The organism is Flavobacterium agricola (assembly GCF_025919725.1).
GTDB classification, from domain to species: Bacteria; Bacteroidota; Bacteroidia; order Flavobacteriales; family Flavobacteriaceae; genus Flavobacterium; species Flavobacterium agricola.
The window spans coordinates 2,445,851-2,468,728 of sequence record NZ_CP081495.1; the positions used below are offsets into that span (position 1 = coordinate 2,445,851).

The following is a 22,878-nucleotide window of genomic DNA, read 5'->3' on the forward strand; positions in this document are numbered from 1 at the left end:
TTGTAGAATTTCTACAAGCTTTTTTGTTTAGTTTATAACTATTTTTTTAGATCGTTTGGTTTTACCATCATCAACTTTAAAAATATAAACGCCTTTGGCTAACATAGCCAAGTTAACATCATGTACATTGGCTGTGGTAGAATTGTAGGTTTTGTTTAAAATTAGTTTTCCAGTCATATCAAAAATAGTCACTTTTATATCGTTGGTTGTATCAACATAAAAATTAAATATTCCGTTGCTTGGATTCGGATATATAGCAAATGGTTCTGTTTTTAAATTTTCATCCAATTCTAAATACGTACGTTTTTGCCCACATAATGTAAGTACTAAACGATTAACTTTTACAGTTGAATTTGTTGTGTTTTTAGAAACGCTAACCGTCCATGCGCCGTTTGCTTTTAAATTTCCAACAGCCGTAAAGTTTTCAACTGGTTTTAAAACAGAGTTTGCACCTAATAAATTACAATTAATTGGCGTGCCGCTGTTCTGAAATGTAGTAATTAAGTTGGCATTATCTCTACAAGCTAAGTTTCTAAAAACGATTCTTGGATAATCTTGAACTTCGTTTGCGTTTTCAAAATAAACATTTACATCGGCAGTTCGTGTAGCAGTAATATTGGTTTGCAACTTCATATCTCTGATATCAAAATCTTCCGATTCGTTTACATTAAATATAAAGTTATACATACGATTAGCATCAACAATTTCAGAACCGTTGTAAGCCAATACGTAATCGTTACAAAAATCTTCTACAATTACTCGGTACCCAATGCTAAATGTATTTGAAAGGGCATAAAAAATATTATTATTTGCTTCAACCATAATTCTTGCATCTTTGGTTAAAACATCCGGAATTTCCAGTTCTTCAACACCGTCATTTGGTGTGTTTTCTTTCAACATTTCATAGCTTAAACCACCGTCGGTAGAAAGTAAAATGTTTACGGTTGTTGCGTTAATTCCGTTGCTATCGGTTCCAGCAACATCCCAAGTAAGCGTTTGTGTAGAACCCGTTGCCCACGATGTAGTTTCTCCTTGAATGCTTGTTACAACAAAAGGGCCAACATCAGCAACTTGAATAGCCATTTCTTTCTGAGCAATTAAACCACCTTCAGGGTTATTATCACGAACGGTTAAACCAAAATTCAACATTCTTGGTACGGTTGGTAAAATTTCCCAGCTTGGTGCTAAATCACCTTGTAATACAGCCTGATAATTCGGAAAATAACGGGTGTTAGTAGTTGTTGGTTTAATGCTTTTAAATGCAGGGCCACTTGTAGTTGTAGGTAAGCTTGGCTGCGGAACAATTTCGTTATCTAACTGATCCCAAACATAGGTTAAAACATCGCTATCTGCATCTGTTGCGTTAGCCGTTAATTTAAATGGCGTTCCTTTTGGAATTACATAGTTTGGTAAATCTCCAATTTGTGGTACGCTATTCGTTAACGTGGTATTTAAGGAACAAGTTCCAAAATTTTCTACATAATTTAACATCTGTACAATGCTCGCATAATGAAAAAAATCGTCACTATTAGCAGCTACATTTGGTGCACAAATTCCGGCATATGCCATAATGGTAGAACCTGATCCTGGCTCAAATGCTGTTGTTGTTTCTCTTTGGTTATCTCCACAAGCGTTGTTAAACGTATGTGTTGCTCCAAATTGATGCCCAATTTCGTGAGAAACATAATCAATATCATATGGATCATTTACTGGCTGAGATGACCCTGTTACTCCCATTGCTTTATAAGGAGAGCAAGGAACGTTTAATTGTGCTAAACCACCTGCACCCGTAGAAAATGTGTGACCAATATCGTAGTTATTAAAACCAATTTCGTTATCAATAAAAATTTGAGATTGGCTTATTAAAATATTTGCGTTGTTGTTGTTTAAAAAATTAGGTGCTAAAGATATAATAGCATCGTTATTTGCTACTAAAGTAAAATGTATCGCCAAATCTCTTTTGTAAACTGCATTTACACGATTTATAGAAGTTTGAATTGCCGAAAGTACAACTTCTTTTTTTTCTAAATCGGTTTTGTTTTGCGCACCGGCTCTTTCAATATGAAAAGTAGAATATTCTGCAGTTGTTGCAATTGCTAATCTATAATCTCGTAAAACTCCGTCGCTAATTTTTTTAACAGGTTGTTTTCCAAACTTTTTTATTTCTGCTTCATTTACTACCGTTTCATCTAAACACTGAAAGTTTTTTACAGCTCCCAATTCGGTACGATAATAAATAAGATACTGATTTAAATCTTTGCTATAGCTATCAATATATATTGACGGAAAGTTTGGTGACGTAATTATACCGTTAAAACCTAAAGCATTAACCGTAAAATTAATTTCGGTTGCTTTATCATACGGGCTATATCCGGTGTACGATTTTAAATTCGGAAACTTTTTAGCCAATTCAGGTGCTAAATCTTGCTGTTCAAAAATTTCAAAAGTTATAAAATCGCCGTCTGGTGTTGGCATACTAACCAAAACCCCGCCCGAACGTTTTGCTTGTAAATTTGTTGGCGTAGCCAAATCGGTTGCCTTTTTTAAATCTGCTGCATCTAAATTTAGAATCTGAAACTGATTCGGCATGTTGGGTCTAGATAACAGCTCGTTTTGTTGTGGCATTTTTCTAGCTCGAACGCTTTTCCATGGATTAGTTTGTCCAAACGCGGTTGAAACGCTGAACAGCAAACCAATCAGGAAATAAAAAATAAACTTTCTCATTTACAAAATTTTGTTAATATAACGATAATCAAAGGTATGATATTTTTTTATCTGTTTTTAGAATTTTAAATTTGAACGGGATTAAAAAACACGATAATCTTTACTTTTTTAATATATTTACCCCAGAATATTAAACGCAATATAATCTAAGTTATTTTGAACATTTTCTCTTCTATTCAAGCTTTTCATTCGGCCAAAAAAACAATTGTTACTTTAGGAACTTTTGATGGCGTGCATTTAGGCCATCAATCCATTCTTAAACAATTAGTTGCCGAAGCTAAAGCGCAGAATTGTGAAAGCTTGGTTTTAACGTTTTTTCCGCATCCAAGAATGGTTTTAAAACAAGACGATTCTATTAAATTAATTAATGCAATTGAAGAAAAAACAGAACTTTTAGCCAATTTAGGGATTGATAATTTAGTAATTCATGCGTTTGATACCGTTTTTTCTCAACTTTCTGGCGAAGAATTTGCCAAACAAGTTTTAGTTGATATTTTTAAAGTACAAAAAATTATTGTAGGTTACGACCATCGTTTTGGTAAAGGCGGTGCTTGTAATTTTGATGATTTAGTTGCTTTTGGTAAAAAATACAATTTTGAGGTAGAACAAATTTCTGCACAGCAAATAAATACCGTAGCGGTAAGTTCTACCAAAGTACGAGAAGCGCTTACTAGCGGAGCTATAGAAAAAGCGAATAGCTTTTTGGGTTATCCGTATTTCTTATCGGGTAAAGTTGTAATGGGCAAACAATTAGGCCGTACCATTGGTTTTCCTACTGCCAATATTAAGCCCGAGGTAAACTACAAATTAATTCCACAAAACGGCGTTTATTTAGTGCAAGTTCAGGTGCTGCAAAATCAATATTACGGCATGTTAAATATTGGTAATAATCCTACCGTTAACGGTGCCGAACAAACAATCGAAGTGCATCTTTTAAATTTTGATGCTAATATTTACAACCAAAACATTAAGGTTTCTTTTCTAAAAAGATTACGTGATGTTGTAAAATTTGAATCGATTGATGCCTTAAAAAATCAACTTGAAGCCGACAAACAAGCAGCTATTGCTTATTTTAAATTATAATATGAATAAGTTATTCCAAGCCATAGATAATGCGCCCTTAATTATTTTTAGAATATTTTTTGGAGTTTTATTTGCTTGCGAATCTTTTGGAGCTATTTTAACCGGCTGGGTTAAAGATAATTTTATCACGCCGCAATTTACCTTTTCACATATTGGTTTTGACTGGTTGCAGCCCTTGCCCGGTTATGGCATGTACGGCTATTTTGTGGTAATGGGTGTTTTTTCGGTTTGCGTTGCCTTAGGTTACCGCTATCGTTTTTCAATTATTGCTTTAACTTTACTTTGGGCCGGTGTTTATTTGATGCAAAAAACATCGTACAACAATCATTATTACTTGTTGTTGTTAATTAGTTTTGTACTTGTTTTTTTACCAGCTAATCGTTACAAAGCTTTAGATGTAAAGTTAGGTTATGTAAAACAGCAACTTACCATGCCCAAATGGTGCAGCTGGATTTTTATTCTTCAAATTGCAATTGTTTATTTTTACGCAACCATTGCAAAATTTTATCCGGATTGGTTAGACGGAACTTTTACAAAAAACTTATTAGCCAATCGAACTCCGTTTGAATCAGTAAATAATTTATTTGCCCAAAAATGGTTTTACATGTTTATTGCTTATGCCGGGATTGTTTTTGATGGCTTAATTGTACCAGCTTTGTTATATAAGCGCACCCGAACTTGGGCGGTAATTGCATCTTTGGTGTTTCATATATTCAATTCAATTGTTTTACAAATTGGTATATTTCCGTATTTCGCGTTAAGTTTTGCTGTTTTCTTTTATCCGCCAGAAACCATTCGCAAACTATTTTTTAAATCTAAACCCCAAATAACAGAAACAAACAATTATCTGTACAAAGACAAAAAATTGTTACTGTTTTTATTTTTGCCGTTTTTTATCTTACAATTGGTGTTGCCTATTCGACATTGGTTTATTCCGGGCGATGTTTTATTTACAGAAGAAGGGCACCGTTTAAGTTGGCGCATGATGTTACGTTCGCGTAGCGGTTCAACCTATTATTCGGTTATTGATAAAAATACGAACGAACGAATAGCTTACGATTTGTACGAGAAATTAACCCAAAAACAGCACGGTGTTTTTAGTTCGCACCCCGATATGATTTGGCAAATGGCACAACGTATTAAAAAGGAATTTGCCCAACAAGGTATTGATGTTGCTGTTTATGCGCATAGCTACGTTTCTATAAACGGACGCGCGCCCGTTCAGCTTATAAATGATAAAGTTGATTTAGCTCAGGAAAAATGGAATTATTTTGGTCCATCTTCCTTTATATTTCCTCAACCCGAATATTTTAAATAAAAAAAGGTTGCTTATTTAAGCTACCTTTTTTTATTTATCGTATGTTTTTAATTCTAACGTTTCGCCGTCAAATACTACGTAAGTAAAGTACGAAATCCAATCGCCTAAGTTTACATATTTTGCGTTTTTATTTTCGCCTATTTCTAACACCATTGGTAAATGGCGGTGTCCAAAAACAAAATAATCATGAAATTGTTCTTCTAGTTTTTTCTTGGCATAAATAATTAACCATTCCTTATCTTCTCCTAAATAAACCACATCATCTTTACCCGATATAAGCTTATTTTTAACCGATAAGTTTTGTGCTAACTTTACGCCTAAATCTGGATGCAACCAACCAAATAACCATTTAGAAAACGGATTGGTAAAAACCTTTTTCATGCGTTTGTAACCTTTATCGCCTGGGCCTAAACCATCGCCATGGGCAATAAAAAAACTTTTGTTATTAAACTTAAATATTTGTGCGGTGTGATAAACCGGAATACCTAATTCTTTTTCAAAATAATCGTTCATCCATAAATCGTGGTTGCCCACAAAAAAGTGAATTTCTATTCCAGTATCTTTTAATTCGGCTAATTTGCCTAAAACACGTACAAAACCTTTTGGAACAACGGTTTTGTATTCAAACCAAAAATCAAATAAATCGCCCAGCAAAAACAAAACTTGTGCATCAGCTTTAATTTCGTCAAGCCATTTCACAAATTTTTGTTCGCGCGGAAAGCTTGCTTCTGGCGTAGGTGCCCCAAAGTGCTGATCGGACGCAAAATATATTTTTTTTCCGGGTTGTAATTGCATAGTTCTATAAATTGTCTGCTGCAAACCATTCTGCAAAAGACGATTCTGTTTCTTGCAAACGCAGCGAATGTAATTTTATGTTGTGAGGTAATCGGTTAGAAATACGGCTGGCAAAATCTACCACCATATTTTCACTTGTTGGTTGATAATCTACCAAAATAACATGATGTCCGCGTTTTTGTAATTCGTCGGCCAATTCAATATGCGGCGTATTTTTATTAAATACCGTTGCATGATCAAATTGATCAACAACTTCTTCCTTCACAATCTTTTTTAAATCTCCAAAATCAATTACCATGCCGTACTTCACATTGTTTGTATCTGTAATTGGTTGTCCAATTACGGTAACCGATAGTTTATAGCTGTGCCCGTGTACGTTTTTACATTTTCCGTCATATCCGTATAAGGCATGCCCGGTTTCAAAAGTAAATTGTTTTGTGATTCTGATGTTGCTCATCTTGATAAAAAATTTTTTGCAAATTTACTAAATAAAACCTTTAAAAAAAGCCAATAAAAAGCATTAAAAATTATATTTGTTTTATCAAAATTAACTTGATTATGGCAGAAGATGCACTAATAAAATACTATGAATCAATTATTAACAATTTAATTGAAAACAAATTTGCAATTGCTGATGGTTTTTTTTCTGGTGAAGAGGTAAACTTATTACGCAACAATTTAATGCAAAAATACGAGGCAGATATTTTTAAAAAATCGGCCATTGGCAATAAAGATGATGCCATTATAGTAACAGGGATTCGCGGTGATTTTATTTTGTGGCTTGATGAACAACATTTAGATGCTGTCGAACAGATTTACTTTAACAAAGTAAATAACTTTATTGCTTATTTAAATCGCACGTGTTTTTTGGGTTTGGTAGATGGCGAATTTCATTACGCATTATATCCCAATAACACATTTTATAAAAGACATTTAGATGTTTTTCAGAAGGATAGCAGGCGAATGCTTTCGGTTATTTTTTATTTAAATGATGATGATTGGCAAACAGCAGATGGAGGTGAATTGGTTATTTATTTACCTAAACCAGAAACCGAAGAAGCTGTTGTTGTGCATCCATTAGGCGGAAGAATGGTTATTTTTAACAGCCGTGAATTAGAGCACGAAGTTAAATTTGTGCATCGGCCCAGAAAAAGCATTACCGGCTGGCTTAGAACCAGATGATAAAATAAAAACGGACTATTTAGTCCGTTTTTTTATTTTTATTGTAATAGTAAATACCGTAAGCTAAGATGCATAGAAACACCAAAGGTAAAAATGAACCAATAAGCACGCCAATGGTATAATCGTTATTTGGTGCATCTTTTATTTTTTCTTCAATGTTCGGAACTTGAGTTTGTAAAATAATAACAAGCTGTTTCATTTATTTGTTTTTAAATTTTTGTAACGCATTTTTTGTAAATTCTGATAAAACCAATTTTCCTGAAATTGCTGCACGTTGTGCAAGCAAGGTTTCCCAATCGGTTGTATTTTCCCACAAAATCTTTTTCATTTCTAACAAAGCTTCTGGGTTATATAAACTTAATGCTTGTGCGTAACTTGATAGGTAATTTTCTAAATCGGTTGCATGGTTAAAAACTTCAGAATACAAACCTTTTTGTAAAGCCCATTCGGCCGTTTTCCATTCGGTTGGGTTTAAGGCAAGTTCTGCCATTGCGGTTTTACCAATTTTTTTACTTACGGCTGGCTCAATAACAAACGGACCAATGCCAATAGCAAGTTCAGATAATTTTAGGCTGGCATTGTTTGTTGCCAAAACATAATCACAAGCTGCAATTAAACCAACACCGCCGCCAATAGCTTTACCTTTAACATTACCAATAATTAGTTTAGAACTATTTTTCATGGCTAATATTACGTTAGCAAAACCCGAAAAAAAACTTTTGCCTTGTTCGGCATTAGAAACAGCCAAAAGCTCGTCAAAAGATGCGCCCGAACAAAAAACCGAATTGCCTTCGCTTTCTAAAATAATAACCGTTATTTCCGGATTGTTTTCTAAATCGGTAATGGTGTTTTTTAAATTTTCGAGTTGTTCACTGGTAAACGAATTTTTTTTCTCGTCAAAAAATTTAATTCGAACCACATGGTTAAAAAATTTTATTTTAATGTACGATGTCATGTTTTGTGTTGGTTTTGCTAATTCTTTTTAAATAAATATTTTGTTGCGTTACGATTGCGCTACAAGCTGAACCGTTTCTTTACTAACTTGTTTTACCAGTATGTTTTTATCTGCTGCAACCTGATCAATCGCTGCTTGGTTAAAATGACGAATGGTATATAAATCAACATGATTGGTGATTACTACGTTGAATTTTTCGTTTAAAATTTCATACAATTCATCTACTTTATCAAATTTATCTTCCACACAAATTTCGAATGAAATAGCTGTGTTCTGAATCAAACTAACTTTAATTTTAAAACGTGATAAATGATTAAAAATTTCAGAAATGTTTTCTTCCATAATAAAAGAAAAATCACGCGAAGCGAATGAAATTAATTTCTGATCTTTTTTTACAATGAAACATGAAATTGCCGGTTCTAAATCTTGCCCTTTGCTTACTTTGGTTCCTGGTAATAATGGGTTGATGAATGATTTTACATACAACGGAATTTCTTTATTTTGTAAAGGTTGTAATGTTTTTGGGTGAATTACCGATGCGCCGTAAAAAGCTAATTCAATAGCTTCGCGATATGAAATTTGATTTAATAATGTTGTTTCGTTAAAATAACGCGGATCGGCGTTTAAAACCCCAGGTACATCTTTCCAAATGGTAACGCTTTCTGCATTTAAACAATAAGCAAAAATGGCTGCGGTGTAATCTGAACCTTCACGACCTAACGTTGTGGTAAAAAAGTTTGGATCAGAACCAATAAAACCTTGCGTAATGTTTAAAACGTTTTGGTTTATTGTTGATGCAATTAATTTTTCGGTTTGTTTCCAATCTACAATGGCATCACGGTAAGTTGTGTCGGTTTTAATTAAATTACGCACATCTACCCAATTGTTTTCCATACCACGAAAGCTAAAATAATGGCTTAAAATGGTTGTAGATATTATTTCACCCATCGAAACAATTTCGTCATACACAAAATCATAGTTAGGTGATTTATTAATATTTAAAATGGTGTCAATATCCGAGAAGTGTTTGTTTACCGCATTAAAAACCATGTTTTCTTCGGTTTCAAACAAATCTAACATAATTTTGTGGTGGTATTCTTTAACCTCCCGTATTGCATGAGATAAATCTGGTGACTTCTCGAAGTAACGTTTGACTACAAGCTCCAGTCCGTTGGTAGTTTTGCCCATTGCTGATACTACCAACATTACATCTTCAAACCCCACTTTTTGTAATACGTCATAAACGTTTTTTACTCCTGCTGCATCTTTTACTGATGCTCCACCAAATTTAAAAATTCTCATTTTTATTTATTAATTAATATTAAATGTTGCGGCTTTAACGACATTCGTAAGCCAATAATTGTTCTTCGTTCATTTGTACAATGCGCCAATCGTTAAAAACTGTTGCGCCCGATTTTTGGTAAAATGCTACGGCAGGTTTATTCCAATCTAAAACCACCCATTCTACACGTTTTACATTATCTTGTTTTGCTTGTTGCATTACGCGTGCGTACAAAGCTTGTCCTATTCCGGAGCCACGCATTTTTTGTGTAACAATAAGGTCTTCTAAATGTATGGTTTTACCTTTCCAGGTAGAATAGCGGTTGTAATACAATGCAATTCCTTCTATTGTTCCATTAATTTCTGCAACAAAGGTTTCAAATAAAGGATGCGTACCAAAACCATCTCGTTCTAAATCAGCAACTGTTACTTCAACAGCATCGGGTTCTTTTTCAAACTCAGCCAGTTCTTTTATCAGCTCTAAAACGCGAGCCATATCTTTTTTTTCTCCTTTACGTATAATCATGAAATGCTGTGTTTTATTTAAAAATAATAAAACCTAAAAAGGTTAGAAGTTTTTGCAAAAATAGCGATATTTGCCTATAAATTACAACACAACTTAAATAAAAACAATAATGGAACAGCGTAATAAAACCTTAGGCGAATATATTATTGAGAAGCAATCGGATTTTAAATTATCATCTGGTGAGCTTTCTCGTATTATTAATGCTATTCGTTTGGCAGCAAAAGTAGTAAGTCATAAAGTTAACAAGGCGGGCTTGGTTGATATTACAGGAGCAGCTGGTAACCAAAACATTCAGGGAGAAGATCAGCAAAAGCTTGATGTTTATGCCAATGAAGTTTTTATTTCAACTTTAACAAACCGCGAAATTGTTTGTGGTATTGCATCCGAAGAAAATGATGATTTTATTGCTGTTCATGGTAGTGACGGAGCAGATAATAATAAATATGTGGTAATGATGGATCCGCTAGATGGATCGTCAAATATTGATGTAAACATTCCGGTAGGAACTATTTTCTCGGTTTACCGTCGTATTACACCAATTGGTACACCAGTAACATTAGAAGATTTTTTACAACCAGGCGATAACCAAGTTGCAGCCGGATATGTAATTTACGGAACTTCAACCATGTTGGTTTATACTACCGGTAACGGGGTAAACGGATTTACTTTAAATCCTGCAATTGGAACTTTTTACCTTTCTCATGCCGATATGCAAATTCCTAAATCAGGTAAAATGTATTCTATTAACGAAGGAAATTATATTCATTTTCCACAAGGCGTAAAAGATTATTTAAAATATTGCCAGGAAGAAGAAGGTGATCGTCCGTACACAGCACGTTACGTAGGTTCGTTAGTAGCCGATTTTCATAGAAACTTAATTAAAGGCGGTATTTATTTATATCCAACAAGTTCTAAAGCACCAAAAGGTAAATTACGCTTGTTGTACGAATGTAATCCAATGGCATTTATTATGGAACAAGCCGGTGGTAAAGCAACAGACGGATTTAATAGAATTATGGAAGCTGTACCAACCGAATTACACCAACGTATTCCGTTTTTCTGCGGAAGTAGTGATATGGTAGACAAAGCTCATGAATTTATGAACAAGCACAAATAACAAAAAAGCGCGTTTTATATTAAAACGCGCTTTTTTGTTGCCCTAAAACTTCTGCTTGCATTTAAAGAGCTGTTCAAGATTATTTCGTAATTTGTGAGCCACAAATATTTAAACTTTACTATTGTAATTGCATGAAACAAAATAAATACGATCACGCTTATTTAAAAATTGCACGCGAGTGGGGTAAGCTATCTTATTGTACGCGCAAACAAGTTGGAGCTATTATTGTAAAAGACCGTATGATTATTTCTGACGGATATAATGGCACGCCATCTGGGTTTGAAAATTGTTGTGAAGACGAAAACGGCGCAACCAAATGGTACGTGCTACATGCCGAAGCCAATGCGATATTAAAAGTTGCACGTTCTACCCAAACTTGCGAAAACGCAACCTTATATATAACCATGTCACCATGTAAAGATTGTAGTAAATTAATTCATCAATCGGGTATTAAGCGCGTGGTTTTTATAGAATCGTACAAAGATGATGCGGGCGTTGCTTTTTTACAACGCGCCGGGGTTGAGGTAGAACAAATTTCTAATTTAGAATAACGTAAATGAAAATTTCTAAAATATACATTCCTATTCTTATAGCAGTTTCTATTTGCATTGGTGTGGTTTTAGGTGCGTATATTTTTTCTAACACAACCTATTTACCTTCTAAAAATGCAAATCGTCACAAATTAAATCGATTAATCGATTTGATAGATAATGAATTTGTAGACGATGTAAATACCGATTCTATTGTAGATATTGCGGTGAACGATATTTTAAGCAAATTAGATCCGCACTCATTTTATATTTCTCCTGCCGAGAAAGAACGCTTAGCAACCAATATGAATGGTGAATTTGTTGGAATAGGAATAACCTATTATATGTTAAACGATACGCTGGCTGTAATTAACACCATTGCTGGTGGACCGTCTGAAAAAGCCGGAATTAAATCGGGCGATCGTATTTTGTTGGCAGATGAGAAAAAGATTTACGGTGAAAAACTTCCGAACGATAGCTTACTTGCTATGTTGCGCGGTCCGTTAGATTCTAATATCAAGCTTCGTGTTTTCAGAAAATCAACCAATAAAATTTTCGATTGTCGATTTAAGCGTAAAAATGTTCCAGTAAAAAGTGTGGATGCGGCTTTTATGCTGAATAAAAATACAGCTTACGTAAAAATTAATCGCTTTGCTGCCAATACGCATTTGGAGTTTGATGCCAAGGTTAAAGAAATTCAGAAACAAAATCCCGAAAATATAATAATTGATCTTCGTAATAATACAGGGGGATATGTTGAAGTTGCCGAAAAAATTATTGATAAATTTTTACCTGAAAATCAGGTAATTGTTCGTTTAATAAGCAAGTCGGAAGAAGAGCAGGTGGTACTTTCTTCTAAAAATACGCCGTTTGCAAAAAATAACCTATATATATTGGTTGATGAAAATACGGCATCTGCCAGCGAAATTTTTGCGGGCGCAATTCAAGATAATGACCGTGGGCAAATTGTTGGACGCCGTACGTACGGAAAAGGATTGGTTCAGCAAGAACTAAGTTTGGGCGATGGTTCTGCGGTGCGTTTAAGTGTTTCTAAATATCACACGCCGTCAGGGCGTTCTATTCAAAAACCGTATGTTTTAGATGATACCGATTATTTAGGAGATTTTCACCAACGCATGGTTTCAAAAGAATTGTATGTTTACGATAGTATTAAGGTGATTGATTCTACTTCGTTTAAATCTTTAAACGGAAAAGCTATTTTGCAAGCCAACGGCGGAATCATTCCAGATGTTTTTATTCCTTTATCTGATGATTTTGTACAAGCCGAATTAAAAATGGTTATGCAATCGGCATTTATCTCGAATTATATTTTTCAGTTGATTGATGATAAACGTGCCGAAATGAGCCTTGATTCTTACGACGATTTGGTAAATCAGTTAGAAAATACCGATTATTATTACAATAAGGTTGTGGGGTATCTAAAAAAATATCCTTTAAATTTTAATCCTGAAAAATATAAATCCATTATCAAGGCATATATTACTGCCGAAATAATTAGCCAAATTAAAGGTGAAGCCTATTTTTACCAATACATTTCTCCTTTGGATGATGAGGTTGTTCAGCTCGTTCAGCTTATTCAAGCTAAAAACGTCAACAAAAACAATTAAAATAGTGAGTTTAATAGATGAAAAAGATAACTTATTTGGGTTGTCTTTTTTAATTAATGTTAAATTAAACTTAAAGTAACATAGCTAAGTATTCTTTTTTTCAGCTTTTTAAAAATTCAACACTAATTTAGTTCAATAATTTATTTGCAAAACAGCAATAAAGCACACTATCTTTGCCTAGCAAAACAGAAGTAATAACGCTTAGTTTTGTAAAAAGTTCATAAACCTATTGTAATCTTTAAAACTCTTTTTAAATCGGCTAAAACCGGTTAAAAAAGAAGGGAAAAAATATTTTTCTAAAAAAGTTTTGTAAGATTAAAAATAAGTTTTACTTTTGCACTCGCAACTGTGAAAAACACGGGTTGCGCTAAAAAAGAAGTAACGATTACGTTCATTGATATATTGAATTGACAGCAAAAAAATAAGAGAGTAATCTCGTATTAAAGAACAAAGACCTAGCAATCGTACAATAATAAAAATATACGATGAAGAGTTTGATCCTGGCTCAGGATGAACGCTAGCGGCAGGCCTAACACATGCAAGTCGAGGGGTAGAAGCAGCTTGCTGCTTTGAGACCGGCGCACGGGTGCGTAACGCGTATGCAACCTACCTTATACTAAGGAATAGCCCAGAGAAATTTGGATTAACGCCTTATGGTGTTTTAGATTGGCATCAATATAAGACTAAAGATTACGGTATAAGATGGGCATGCGTCCCATTAGTTAGTTGGTAAGGTAACGGCTTACCAAGACGATGATGGGTAGGGGTCCTGAGAGGGAGATCCCCCACACTGGTACTGAGACACGGACCAGACTCCTACGGGAGGCAGCAGTGAGGAATATTGGTCAATGGAGGCAACTCTGAACCAGCCATGCCGCGTGCAGGAATAAGGTCCTATGGATTGTAAACTGCTTTTGTATAGGAAGAAACCATCCCTTGCGAGGGGTCTTGACGGTACTATACGAATAAGGATCGGCTAACTCCGTGCCAGCAGCCGCGGTAATACGGAGGATTCGAGCGTTATCCGGAATCATTGGGTTTAAAGGGTCCGTAGGCGGCCTAGTAAGTCAGTGGTGAAAGTTTGCAGCTTAACTGTAAAATTGCCATTGAAACTGCTGGGCTTGAATTTTTGTGAAGTAACTAGAATATGTAGTGTAGCGGTGAAATGCATAGATATTACATGGAATACCAATTGCGAAGGCAGGTTACTAACAAAGTATTGACGCTGATGGACGAAAGCGTGGGTAGCGAACAGGATTAGATACCCTGGTAGTCCACGCCGTAAACGATGGATACTAGTTGTTCGGTTTTCGGACTGAGTGACTAAGCGAAAGTGATAAGTATCCCACCTGGGGAGTACGAACGCAAGTTTGAAACTCAAAGGAATTGACGGGGGCCCGCACAAGCGGTGGAGCATGTGGTTTAATTCGATGATACGCGAGGAACCTTACCAGGGCTTAAATGTAGATTGACGTATTTGGAAACAGATATTTCTTCGGACAATTTACAAGGTGCTGCATGGTTGTCGTCAGCTCGTGCCGTGAGGTGTCAGGTTAAGTCCTATAACGAGCGCAACCCCTGTCGTTAGTTGCCATCGAGTGATGTCGGGAACTCTAACGAGACTGCCAGTGTAAACTGCGAGGAAGGTGGGGATGACGTCAAATCATCACGGCCCTTACGTCCTGGGCCACACACGTGCTACAATGGCCGGTACAGTGAGCAGCCACTACGCGAGTAGGAGCGAATCTACAAAACCGGTCACAGTTCGGATCGGAGTCTGCAACTCGACTCCGTGAAGCTGGAATCGCTAGTAATCGGATATCAGCCATGATCCGGTGAATACGTTCCCGGGCCTTGTACACACCGCCCGTCAAGCCATGGAAGCTGGGGGTACCTGAAGTCGGTGACCGCAAGGAGCTGCCTAGGGTAAAACTAGTGACTGGGGCTAAGTCGTAACAAGGTAGCCGTACCGGAAGGTGCGGCTGGAACACCTCCTTTCTAGAGAAGTATTGATAGGTTCAACTTTATATTGAAATTACTCTCGCTGTTAGTTCAAAAATTTATAAGTAAAATACAGAGTCTCGTAGCTCAGCTGGTTAGAGTACTACACTGATAATGTAGGGGTCCCCAGTTCGAGTCTGGGCGGGACTACTATTTTGTTTATAGATAAAAAAAGGAAATTCTAGGGTTGGGTGTTGAGATACTATCAACAAGGATTCAACATTCACATAGAAGAATGGGGGATTAGCTCAGCTGGCTAGAGCGCCTGCCTTGCACGCAGGAGGCCATCGGTTCGACTCCGATATTCTCCACGATTTTAGATAAATATCTAAATAACCGTTCATTGACATATTGCAATAGAAAATACAAACAAAAAGTAGAAAGAAAAAAAAATAATTTTTTTACAGTAGAACGCAAGTTCTGTGTAGAAAACTCATACATAAGCAAATTAAGGGCGTATGGGGGATGCCTAGGCTCTCAGAGGCGATGAAGGACGTGATAAGCTGCGAAAAGCTACGGGGATTGGCACACACGAATAGATCCGTAGATATCCGAATGGGGCAACCTGTCTAGTTGAAGACTAGTCACATCGAAAGATGAGCAAACCCGCTGAACTGAAACATCTAAGTAGGCGGAGGAGAAGAAAACAAGAGTGATTCCGTAAGTAGTGGCGAGCGAACGCGGAACAGCCCAAACCAATATTGTTACGGCAATATTGGGGTTGTAGGACCACGATATTTTATGCAAAGCGAATTAGAATAACCTGGAAAGGTTAACCGAAGAGGGTGATAGTCTCGTATAAGTAAGCGATGTAATAGATAGTGGTATCCTGAGTAGGTCGGGGCACGTGAAACCCTGATTGAATTTGCCGGGACCATCCGGTAAGGCTAAATACTCCTGAGAGACCGATAGTGAACCAGTACCGTGAGGGAAAGGTGAAAAGAACCGTGAATAACGGAGTGAAATAGATCCTGAAACCATACGCTTACAAGCGGTCGGAGCCCTTTTATGGGGTGACGGCGTGCCTTTTGCATAATGAGCCTACGAGTTACCGTTGCTGGCAAGGATAAGCACTTTAGGTGTGGATCCGTAGCGAAAGCGAGTCTTAATAGGGCGCTTTAGTCAGTAGTGGTAGACGCGAAACCGTGTGATCTACCCATGGACAGGTTGAAGTTTAGGTAACACTAAATGGAGGACCGAACCCGTTGACGTTGAAAAGTCTTGGGATGATCTGTGGGTAGGGGTGAAAGGCCAATCAAACTCGGAAATAGCTCGTACTCCCCGAAATGCATTTAGGTGCAGCGCTGTTTTAGTTTATTAGAGGTAGAGCTACTGATTGGATGCGGGGGCTTCACCGCCTACCAATTCCTGACAAACTCCGAATGCTAATAAATGTTTTACAGCAGTGAGGGCATGGGTGCTAAGGTCCATGTCCGAGAGGGAAAGAACCCAGACCATCAGCTAAGGTCCCCAAATGTATACTAAGTTGAAAAAACGCGGTTTGTTTGCTTAGACAGCTAGGATGTTGGCTTGGAAGCAGCCATTCATTTAAAGAGTGCGTAACAGCTCACTAGTCGAGCGAACGAGCATGGATAATAATCGGGCATAAGTATACTACCGAAGCTATGGATTTGCGCTAAGCGCAAGTGGTAGGGGAGCATTCTAAACTGGGTTGAAGGTGTACTGTGAGGTATGCTGGACTGTTTAGAAAAGCAAATGTAGGCATAAGTAACGATAAGGAGGGCGAGAAACCCTCCCGCCGTAAGACTAAGGTTTCCTGAGCTATGCTAATCAGCTTAGGGTTAGTCGGGACCTAAGGCACACCCGAAGGGGGGACGTCGATGGCCAACGGGTTAATATTCCCGTACTTCTAATAATTGTGATGGGGTGACGGAGTGATGAAAGCACCGCGGACTGACGGAATAGTTCGTTAAAGTACGTAACTATAGGACTTGTAGTAAAATGCGCAGGTCTTGGTGAAATACGATAGTACACAAAATCTTCGGATGGCGTGATAGTGTGCCTAAGGGCTTCCAAGAAAAACCTCTAAACATAGATTATTAGAACCCGTACCGTAAACCGACACAGGTAGTCGAGGAGAGTATCCTCAGGCGCTCGAGAGATTCATGGCTAAGGAATTAGGCAAAATAGACCTGTAACTTCGGGAGAAAGGTCGCCAGCAGCAATGCTGGCCGCAGTGAAAAGGTCCAGGCGACTGTTTATCAAAAACACAAGGCTTTGCAAAATCGTAAGATGACGTATAAGGTCTGACACCTGCCCGGTGCTGGAAGGTTAAGAGGAGATGTTATTCGCAAGAAGAAGCATTGAATTGAAGCCCCAGTAAACGGCGGCCGTAACTATAACGGTCCTAAGGTAGCGAAATTCCTTGTCGGGTAAGTTCCGACCTGCACGAATGGTGTAACGATCTGGACACTGTCTCAGCCATGAGCTCGGTGAAATTGTAGTAACGGTGAAGATGCCGTTTACCCGCAGTGGGACGAAAAGACCCTGTGCACCTTTACTATAGCTTAGTATTGTTCTTGGATAAGTGATGTGTAGGATAGGTGGGAGACTATGAAGTGGCGTCGCTAGGCGTTGTGGAGTCATTGTTGAAATACCACCCTTTGCTTATCTGAGGTCTAACTCTGCGTTGCAGAGGACATTGCTTGGTGGGTAGTTTGACTGGGGTGGTCGCCTCCAAAAGAGTAACGGAGGCTTCTAAAGGTTCCCTCAGTACGCTTGGTAACCGTGCGTAGAGTGCAATGGCATAAGGGAGCTTGACTGAGAGACATACAGGTCGATCAGGTACGAAAGTAGAGCATAGTGATCCGGTGGTTCCGCATGGAAGGGCCATCGCTCAAAGGATAAAAGGTACGCCGGGGATAACAGGCTGATCTCCCCCAAGAGCTCATATCGACGGGGGGGTTTGGCACCTCGATGTCGGCTCGTCACATCCTGGGGCTGGAGAAGGTCCCAAGGGTTGGGCTGTTCGCCCATTAAAGTGGCACGCGAGCTGGGTTCAGAACGTCGTGAGACAGTTCGGTCTCTATCTACTGTGGGCGTTAGAAATTTGCGTGGATCTGATTCTAGTACGAGAGGACCGAATTGGACTAACCTCTGGTGTATCAGTTGTGCCGCCAGGTGCATCGCTGAGTAGCTACGTTGGGCAGGGATAAGCGCTGAAAGCATATAAGCGCGAAACCCACCACAAGATTAGATTTCTTTAAAGGGTCGTTGTAGATGACAACGTTGATAGGCTATAGATGTAAAGGCAGTAATGTCATAGTCGAGTAGTACTAATAACCCGTAAGCTTATGTATTTGTCTCCTGCTGAAATTAAGTAGGCAGGAGGACTTCTTTCTAATAAAAGTAGAAGAGTTTGTATAGAACAACTATTGTAATAGGGTCAACCATATATTGCTAGATATAGCAAACCGATTTAAGGTGGTTATTGCAACGAGGCTCACCTCTTCCCATCCCGAACAGAGAAGTTAAGCTCGTTAGCGCAGATGGTACTGCATTTATGTGGGAGAGTATGTCGCTGCCTTTTTTTATAAGTCCGAATCAGAAATGGTTCGGACTTTTTTGTTTTATATAATATTTTTACATATTTTGAGTTTATGTTATATATTTGCTACGCTTTGTTTTAGATGTATTTTATCGATTAAATAAGTTTGTTCACCTTATTTTTATATTAACATACAATTTTTTAGTTATTTAGCGTTTTAAAATACTGACCAAAGATTTGATTAAAGATTATTATTTTAGATATGAAAAAAATATTTTTATTTTTATTAATAACGCCTATTAGTTTGTTTGCTCAACCGGCACCACCTCCACCAATGGAAGAATTTGATCCTCCTGGTCCTGGTGAAGATACGTTTATTGATAATCCTTATTTCATGCTTTTCGCTCTTGTTGTTGTGAGTGTAAGTGTTTTGTTGTATTTAAGAAAACTTAAAGAAGTAAAATAATCACATTTTTGTATTATATATAAAAAAGGGAATTACTAAATTCCCTTTTTGTGTTGTTCTAATTTTGTGATGTATTTTCCTAAAATATCAAACTCTAAATTTACTTTGTCGTTTAGTTTTGTGTTTTTGAATATTGTGTTTTCAAATGTATAAGGAATTATCGCCACGCTAAACTCATCTATTTTTGAATTCACCACGGTTAAACTTGTTCCGTTTACGGTAATGCTTCCTTTCTCAATAGTTAAATTTCCTTGATATTCGAATTTAAAAGTAAAATAAGTACTACCATTTGCGTTTTCAATATTGGTACAAACTGCGGTTTGGTCAACATGTCCTTGAACAATATGTCCATCTAATCTGTCTCCCAACTTCATAGCACGTTCTAGGTTTACTTCGTCATTTTCCTGCCAATCTGCAATATTGGTTTTTAAAATGGTTTCCTTAATTGCAGTTACCGTGTATGTTTTGTCCGTAATATCTACAACGGTTAAACAAATACCGTTATGCGCTACGCTTTGATCAATTTTTATCTCATTTGTAAAATCAGCTTCAACTACAATATGTAAATTATCTGCCTCTTTTGTTATTTTTTTTATTGTTCCGAGAGATTCTACTATTCCTGTAAACATTTGATAATTAATTTTATTAAATTTGTAAATCCAAAATTAGTAAAATAAAACTATGGTTAAAAAAAATGAAAATATTATTGTTGGCATTTCTGTTGGTGATTTAAATGGTATAGGTAGTGAAGTGATTTTTAAATCATTCGAAGATGCTAGAATGTTCGAGTTTTGTACGCCTGTTGTTTTTGCTAATGCCAAATTGTTAATGTATTTACGCAAAGTTTTAAATATTAATGTAACCATTCATGGTATTGATAAGTTAGAACAAGCTGTTGCCGGAAAACTAAATGTTTTAAATGTTTGGAAAGAAGGTGTAAATATTGAATTTGGAACGATTGATGAAAACGTTGGGAAATATGCCATAAAATCTTTTACCGCTGCTACAGATGCCTTAAAAGAAGGATTGGTTGATGTTTTACTAACAGCACCTATTAATAAAAACAATATTCAAACTGAAGATTTTACTTTTCCCGGACATACTGATTATTTAAATCAAGAACTAGAAGGTAATTCGTTAATGTTAATGGTTAACGATAATTTACGCGTTGGCTTAATTACAGATCACGTTGCTATTCATCAAGTAGCAAACGATATTACGCCCGAGTTAATAAAAGCAAAAGTAAAAACCGTTCATCAAACCTTAAAACAAGATTTTTGTATAGATATGCCAAAAATTGCCATTTTAGGGCTAAATCCACATTGTGGTGATGGAGGCGTAATTGGTAATGAAGATGACGTGATTATTAAACCGACCATTAATGAATTGTTTGATGAAGGAATTAAAGTTTTTGGACCTTATTCAGCCGATGGATTTTTTGGAGCCGGAGAATACGAAAATTTTGATGCCGTTTTAGCTATGTATCACGATCAAGGTTTAATTCCGTTTAAAACCCTGTCATTTGGTAATGGAGTTAATTATACAGCCGGATTAAATAAAATACGTACCTCGCCTGATCACGGAACAGCATTTGCTATTGCAGGTAAAAATGTAGCCGACGCAAGTTCGTTTACCGCAGCGCTATATTTGGCTTTAGATGTTTATCGAAACCGAATGGATTTCGAAGCCTTAACAAAAAATACTTTAACAACTCAAAATACTGCAGATAAGTAAAAAAGAATTTTAAAAATAGCTATTATTTAATTTTTTTTCTATCTTTGCACGCTCAAAATTGTGGTTATGAATAACGAAAAAGACTTTTTAATTCCCTTTGTAGGATTAAAATTAGGCAAGCACCATTTTGATTTTCATGTCGAAAAAAGCTTTATAGAAAGTTTTGGTTACGACGATTTTGATGAAATTTCAGTTAACGTTGATTTAGAGCTCGATAAAAAAGCAACTCATTTAGAATTGCTTTTCTCTCACTCCGGAACTGTAACGTTGCCTTGCGACGTAACCAACGAAGTTTTTGATTTGCCTATTTCTGGCCAATTAAAACTAATAGTAAAGTTTGGAGAAGAATTTAACGACGACAACGAAGAATTACTCATATTGCCTTTTGCCGAATTTCAGGTAGATATCAAGCAATATGTATATGAAATGATAGTGCTATCTATCCCCGTAAAACGCATCCATCCCGATGTTGTAGTTGATGAGGAAGATGAACTTGATTTTCTAGACGATGAAGATTTTGAACTTTTTGATTCAATCAATGATGAAGATGATTTGGATGAAGATGAAGAAGAAAACGAATCGGAAAAACAAGAATCAGAGACACAAAATGATACGATTGACCCACGTTGGGAAAAATTAAAACAACTATTAACAGATAAATAATATTGTAAGATGGCACATCCTAAAAGAAAAACCTCGAAAACAAGAAGAGATAAAAGAAGAACGCACTACAAAGCTGCAGTTCCTACAATCGCTACATGTCCTGTAACTGGTGAAGCGCATTTATACCACAGAGCTTACTGGCATGAAGGAAAAATGTACTACAGAGGTCAAGTTGTTATTGACAAAACTGCTGTTGAAGCATAATCTTGATTGGTGAAAAATAGAGAAAACTCTCACTCTGTGAGAGTTTTTTTTGTTAAAAAATCATCTTTTATAAATTTAAGTCGCCATTTGCGATTTTTTTTGTAATTTCCAACGCTCTTTTAAAACACGTTTTTAAAAGAAAAATTTGCAGATTTATGAGTAAAATTACAGCCGCTATTACAGCAGTAGGTTCTTACGTACCCAGCTTTGTTCTATCTAATGATGTATTAGAAACAATGGTAGATACTAATGACGAGTGGATTACGAGTAGAACAGGTATTAAAGAACGCAGAATATTAAAGGAAGAAGAAGGTAAAGGAACTTCGTTTTTAGCTATTCAAGCAGCTAAAAACTTAATCGAGAAAACAAATCTTGATCCTAAAGAAATAGATTTAGTAATCATGGCAACTGCAACACCAGATATGTTAGTAGCATCTACGGGTGTTTACGTAGCATCACAAATTGGTGCAACAAATGCCTTTGCTTACGATTTACAAGCAGCATGTTCAAGTTTCTTATTCGGACTTTCAACTGCTGCCGCATATATTGAATCAGGACGATACAAAAAAGTACTATTAATTGGTGCCGATAAAATGTCGTCTATTATTGATTATACAGACCGTGCAACTTGTATTATTTTTGGTGATGGCGCTGGAGCAGCTTTGCTAGAACCAAATACTGAAGGTTTAGGTTTACAAGATGAATATTTAAGAAGCGATGGCATTGGCCGTGACTTTTTAAAAATCGATGCGGGTGGTTCTATCTTACCTCCAACCGCAGAAACAGTTGCTAATAAACAACATTACGTGTTTCAAGACGGAAAAACAGTATTTAAATATGCAGTTTCTGGAATGGCAGATGTTAGTGAAAAAATTATGGAGCGTAATCATTTAACTCATGATGATGTGAATTGGTTGGTAGCTCATCAAGCTAACAAACGTATTATTGATGCAACTGCAAATAGAATGGGTGTTGCAGAAGATAAAGTATTAGTTAATATTCATAAATATGGCAATACAACATCAGCAACCTTACCTTTGTTATTAGCAGATTTTGAACATCTGTTTAAAAAAGGAGATAACATTATTTTTGCTGCTTTTGGTGGCGGATTTACATGGGGATCTATTTACTTAAAATGGGCTTATACTAAACAAGAATAACAA

At 36.5% G+C, this 22,878-nt stretch carries 19 protein-coding genes, 2 tRNA genes and 3 rRNA genes; 16 read left to right on the plus strand and 8 right to left on the minus strand.

Annotated elements, in window-relative coordinates:
- Positions 1-27: 27 nt before the first annotated feature.
- Positions 28-2,724 carry a zinc-dependent metalloprotease gene (locus K5I29_RS12085; protein WP_264433590.1) on the minus strand — a complete coding sequence of 899 codons (2,697 nt, stop codon included), beginning with the start codon at positions 2,722-2,724 and terminating at the stop codon, positions 28-30.
- A 156-nt stretch (positions 2,725-2,880) separates the two neighbouring features.
- On the opposite strand from K5I29_RS12085, the gene K5I29_RS12090 reads away from it, so the two are divergent.
- Complete coding sequence (locus tag K5I29_RS12090) at positions 2,881-3,807, plus strand: bifunctional riboflavin kinase/FAD synthetase (RefSeq protein ID WP_264433591.1); 927 nt, start codon at positions 2,881-2,883, stop codon at positions 3,805-3,807.
- A gap of 1 nt (position 3,808) precedes the next feature.
- Positions 3,809-5,125, plus strand: a complete 1,317-nt coding sequence (locus K5I29_RS12095; protein WP_264433592.1) for an HTTM domain-containing protein — start codon at positions 3,809-3,811, stop codon at positions 5,123-5,125.
- 30 nt (positions 5,126-5,155) lie between these two features.
- Here K5I29_RS12095 and K5I29_RS12100 read toward each other — a convergent pair whose 3' ends face one another.
- Together K5I29_RS12100 and K5I29_RS12105 are read right to left on the minus strand one after the other, a co-directional pair.
- Complete coding sequence (locus K5I29_RS12100) at positions 5,156-5,920, minus strand: UDP-2,3-diacylglucosamine diphosphatase (RefSeq protein ID WP_264433593.1); 765 nt, start codon at positions 5,918-5,920, stop codon at positions 5,156-5,158.
- Between the two features lie 4 nt (positions 5,921-5,924).
- A complete protein-coding gene (locus K5I29_RS12105; RefSeq protein WP_264433594.1) occupies positions 5,925-6,377 on the minus strand; it encodes a 6-pyruvoyl trahydropterin synthase family protein in 453 nt (150 codons plus the stop codon).
- Between the two features lie 101 nt (positions 6,378-6,478).
- Between K5I29_RS12105 and K5I29_RS12110 the strand changes: the two genes are divergently transcribed.
- Complete coding sequence (locus tag K5I29_RS12110; RefSeq protein WP_264433595.1) at positions 6,479-7,102, plus strand: 2OG-Fe(II) oxygenase; 624 nt, start codon at positions 6,479-6,481, stop codon at positions 7,100-7,102.
- A gap of 19 nt (positions 7,103-7,121) precedes the next feature.
- On the opposite strand, the gene K5I29_RS12115 is transcribed toward K5I29_RS12110, so the two are convergent.
- The 4 genes from K5I29_RS12115 to K5I29_RS12130 are packed head-to-tail and all read right to left on the minus strand — an operon-like array spanning position 7,122 to position 9,864.
- Complete coding sequence (locus K5I29_RS12115) at positions 7,122-7,301, minus strand: hypothetical protein (RefSeq protein WP_264433596.1); 180 nt, start codon at positions 7,299-7,301, stop codon at positions 7,122-7,124.
- A complete protein-coding gene (locus K5I29_RS12120) occupies positions 7,302-8,057 on the minus strand; it encodes an enoyl-CoA hydratase/isomerase family protein (RefSeq protein WP_264433597.1) in 756 nt (251 codons plus the stop codon).
- Positions 8,058-8,105: 48 nt separating this feature from the next.
- On the minus strand, positions 8,106-9,359 hold the full coding sequence (locus K5I29_RS12125; RefSeq protein WP_264433599.1) for an aspartate kinase: 1,254 nt from the start codon (positions 9,357-9,359) through the stop codon (positions 8,106-8,108).
- Between the two features lie 34 nt (positions 9,360-9,393).
- Entirely contained in the window at positions 9,394-9,864 is a 471-nt protein-coding gene (locus K5I29_RS12130) for a GNAT family N-acetyltransferase (RefSeq protein WP_264433600.1), read from the minus strand.
- A gap of 109 nt (positions 9,865-9,973) precedes the next feature.
- Between K5I29_RS12130 and fbp the strand changes: the two genes are divergently transcribed.
- The 9 genes from fbp to K5I29_RS12175 all read left to right on the plus strand — a co-directional run bounded on the left by fbp (position 9,974) and on the right by K5I29_RS12175 (position 19,114).
- A complete protein-coding gene (gene fbp / locus K5I29_RS12135) occupies positions 9,974-10,981 on the plus strand; it encodes a class 1 fructose-bisphosphatase (protein ID WP_264433602.1) in 1,008 nt (335 codons plus the stop codon).
- A gap of 131 nt (positions 10,982-11,112) precedes the next feature.
- Positions 11,113-11,532 (plus strand): deoxycytidylate deaminase, encoded by a 420-nt coding sequence (locus tag K5I29_RS12140; protein ID WP_264433603.1) that lies wholly within the window; start codon positions 11,113-11,115, stop codon positions 11,530-11,532.
- Between the two features lie 5 nt (positions 11,533-11,537).
- Positions 11,538-13,139, plus strand: a complete 1,602-nt coding sequence (locus K5I29_RS12145) for a S41 family peptidase (RefSeq protein WP_264433604.1) — start codon at positions 11,538-11,540, stop codon at positions 13,137-13,139.
- Between the two features lie 482 nt (positions 13,140-13,621).
- Positions 13,622-15,137 (plus strand): 16S ribosomal RNA (locus tag K5I29_RS12150).
- 79 nt (positions 15,138-15,216) lie between these two features.
- Positions 15,217-15,290, plus strand: a tRNA-Ile gene (locus K5I29_RS12155).
- 87 nt (positions 15,291-15,377) lie between these two features.
- Positions 15,378-15,451, plus strand: a tRNA-Ala gene (locus K5I29_RS12160).
- Positions 15,452-15,577: 126 nt separating this feature from the next.
- A 23S ribosomal RNA gene (locus K5I29_RS12165) occupies positions 15,578-18,460 on the plus strand.
- A 120-nt stretch (positions 18,461-18,580) separates the two neighbouring features.
- Positions 18,581-18,690: ribosomal RNA gene (gene rrf / locus K5I29_RS12170) — 5S ribosomal RNA — on the plus strand.
- The 16S, 23S and 5S rRNA genes sit together here with 2 tRNA genes alongside, the layout of an rRNA operon.
- A gap of 220 nt (positions 18,691-18,910) precedes the next feature.
- Entirely contained in the window at positions 18,911-19,114 is a 204-nt protein-coding gene (locus K5I29_RS12175) for a hypothetical protein (RefSeq protein WP_264433606.1), read from the plus strand.
- Positions 19,115-19,149: 35 nt separating this feature from the next.
- Here the strand turns inward: K5I29_RS12175 and K5I29_RS12180 are convergent, their stop codons facing one another.
- A complete protein-coding gene (locus tag K5I29_RS12180; RefSeq protein ID WP_264433608.1) occupies positions 19,150-19,743 on the minus strand; it encodes a riboflavin synthase in 594 nt (197 codons plus the stop codon).
- Positions 19,744-19,795: 52 nt separating this feature from the next.
- Between K5I29_RS12180 and pdxA the strand changes: the two genes are divergently transcribed.
- The 4 genes from pdxA to K5I29_RS12200 all read left to right on the plus strand — a co-directional run bounded on the left by pdxA (position 19,796) and on the right by K5I29_RS12200 (position 22,875).
- Positions 19,796-20,848: a 4-hydroxythreonine-4-phosphate dehydrogenase PdxA gene (gene pdxA / locus K5I29_RS12185; RefSeq protein ID WP_264433610.1), complete on the plus strand. Its 1,053-nt coding sequence runs from the start codon at positions 19,796-19,798 to the stop codon at positions 20,846-20,848.
- Between the two features lie 66 nt (positions 20,849-20,914).
- Entirely contained in the window at positions 20,915-21,511 is a 597-nt protein-coding gene (locus K5I29_RS12190) for a YceD family protein (protein ID WP_264433611.1), read from the plus strand.
- Positions 21,512-21,520: 9 nt separating this feature from the next.
- The gene (gene rpmF / locus K5I29_RS12195; RefSeq protein WP_264433612.1) at positions 21,521-21,715 is read left to right on the plus strand and encodes a 50S ribosomal protein L32; all 195 of its coding nucleotides are present in this window, start codon (positions 21,521-21,523) and stop codon (positions 21,713-21,715) included.
- A 155-nt stretch (positions 21,716-21,870) separates the two neighbouring features.
- Positions 21,871-22,875 carry a beta-ketoacyl-ACP synthase III gene (locus K5I29_RS12200; protein WP_264433614.1) on the plus strand — a complete coding sequence of 335 codons (1,005 nt, stop codon included), beginning with the start codon at positions 21,871-21,873 and terminating at the stop codon, positions 22,873-22,875.
- Positions 22,876-22,878 lie beyond the last annotated feature (3 nt).

What these genes read in the sequence shown, in the direction of transcription:
- K5I29_RS12180 (WP_264433608.1), bottom strand. Translation starts at nt 19,743, where the DNA reads ATGTTTACAGGAATAGTAGAATCTCTCGGAACAATAAAAAAAATAACA.
- fbp (WP_264433602.1), top strand. Translation starts at nt 9,974, where the DNA reads ATGGAACAGCGTAATAAAACCTTAGGCGAATATATTATTGAGAAGCAA.
- K5I29_RS12175 (WP_264433606.1), top strand. Translation starts at nt 18,911, where the DNA reads ATGAAAAAAATATTTTTATTTTTATTAATAACGCCTATTAGTTTGTTT.
- K5I29_RS12085 (WP_264433590.1), bottom strand. Translation starts at nt 2,724, where the DNA reads ATGAGAAAGTTTATTTTTTATTTCCTGATTGGTTTGCTGTTCAGCGTT.
- K5I29_RS12140 (WP_264433603.1), top strand. Translation starts at nt 11,113, where the DNA reads ATGAAACAAAATAAATACGATCACGCTTATTTAAAAATTGCACGCGAG.
- K5I29_RS12125 (WP_264433599.1), bottom strand. Translation starts at nt 9,359, where the DNA reads ATGAGAATTTTTAAATTTGGTGGAGCATCAGTAAAAGATGCAGCAGGA.
- pdxA (WP_264433610.1), top strand. Translation starts at nt 19,796, where the DNA reads ATGGTTAAAAAAAATGAAAATATTATTGTTGGCATTTCTGTTGGTGAT.
- K5I29_RS12200 (WP_264433614.1), top strand. Translation starts at nt 21,871, where the DNA reads ATGAGTAAAATTACAGCCGCTATTACAGCAGTAGGTTCTTACGTACCC.
- K5I29_RS12145 (WP_264433604.1), top strand. Translation starts at nt 11,538, where the DNA reads ATGAAAATTTCTAAAATATACATTCCTATTCTTATAGCAGTTTCTATT.
- K5I29_RS12120 (WP_264433597.1), bottom strand. Translation starts at nt 8,057, where the DNA reads ATGACATCGTACATTAAAATAAAATTTTTTAACCATGTGGTTCGAATT.
- K5I29_RS12130 (WP_264433600.1), bottom strand. Translation starts at nt 9,864, where the DNA reads ATGATTATACGTAAAGGAGAAAAAAAAGATATGGCTCGCGTTTTAGAG.
- rpmF (WP_264433612.1), top strand. Translation starts at nt 21,521, where the DNA reads ATGGCACATCCTAAAAGAAAAACCTCGAAAACAAGAAGAGATAAAAGA.
- K5I29_RS12095 (WP_264433592.1), top strand. Translation starts at nt 3,809, where the DNA reads ATGAATAAGTTATTCCAAGCCATAGATAATGCGCCCTTAATTATTTTT.
- K5I29_RS12105 (WP_264433594.1), bottom strand. Translation starts at nt 6,377, where the DNA reads ATGAGCAACATCAGAATCACAAAACAATTTACTTTTGAAACCGGGCAT.
- K5I29_RS12100 (WP_264433593.1), bottom strand. Translation starts at nt 5,920, where the DNA reads ATGCAATTACAACCCGGAAAAAAAATATATTTTGCGTCCGATCAGCAC.
- K5I29_RS12110 (WP_264433595.1), top strand. Translation starts at nt 6,479, where the DNA reads ATGGCAGAAGATGCACTAATAAAATACTATGAATCAATTATTAACAAT.
- K5I29_RS12115 (WP_264433596.1), bottom strand. Translation starts at nt 7,301, where the DNA reads ATGAAACAGCTTGTTATTATTTTACAAACTCAAGTTCCGAACATTGAA.
- K5I29_RS12190 (WP_264433611.1), top strand. Translation starts at nt 20,915, where the DNA reads ATGAATAACGAAAAAGACTTTTTAATTCCCTTTGTAGGATTAAAATTA.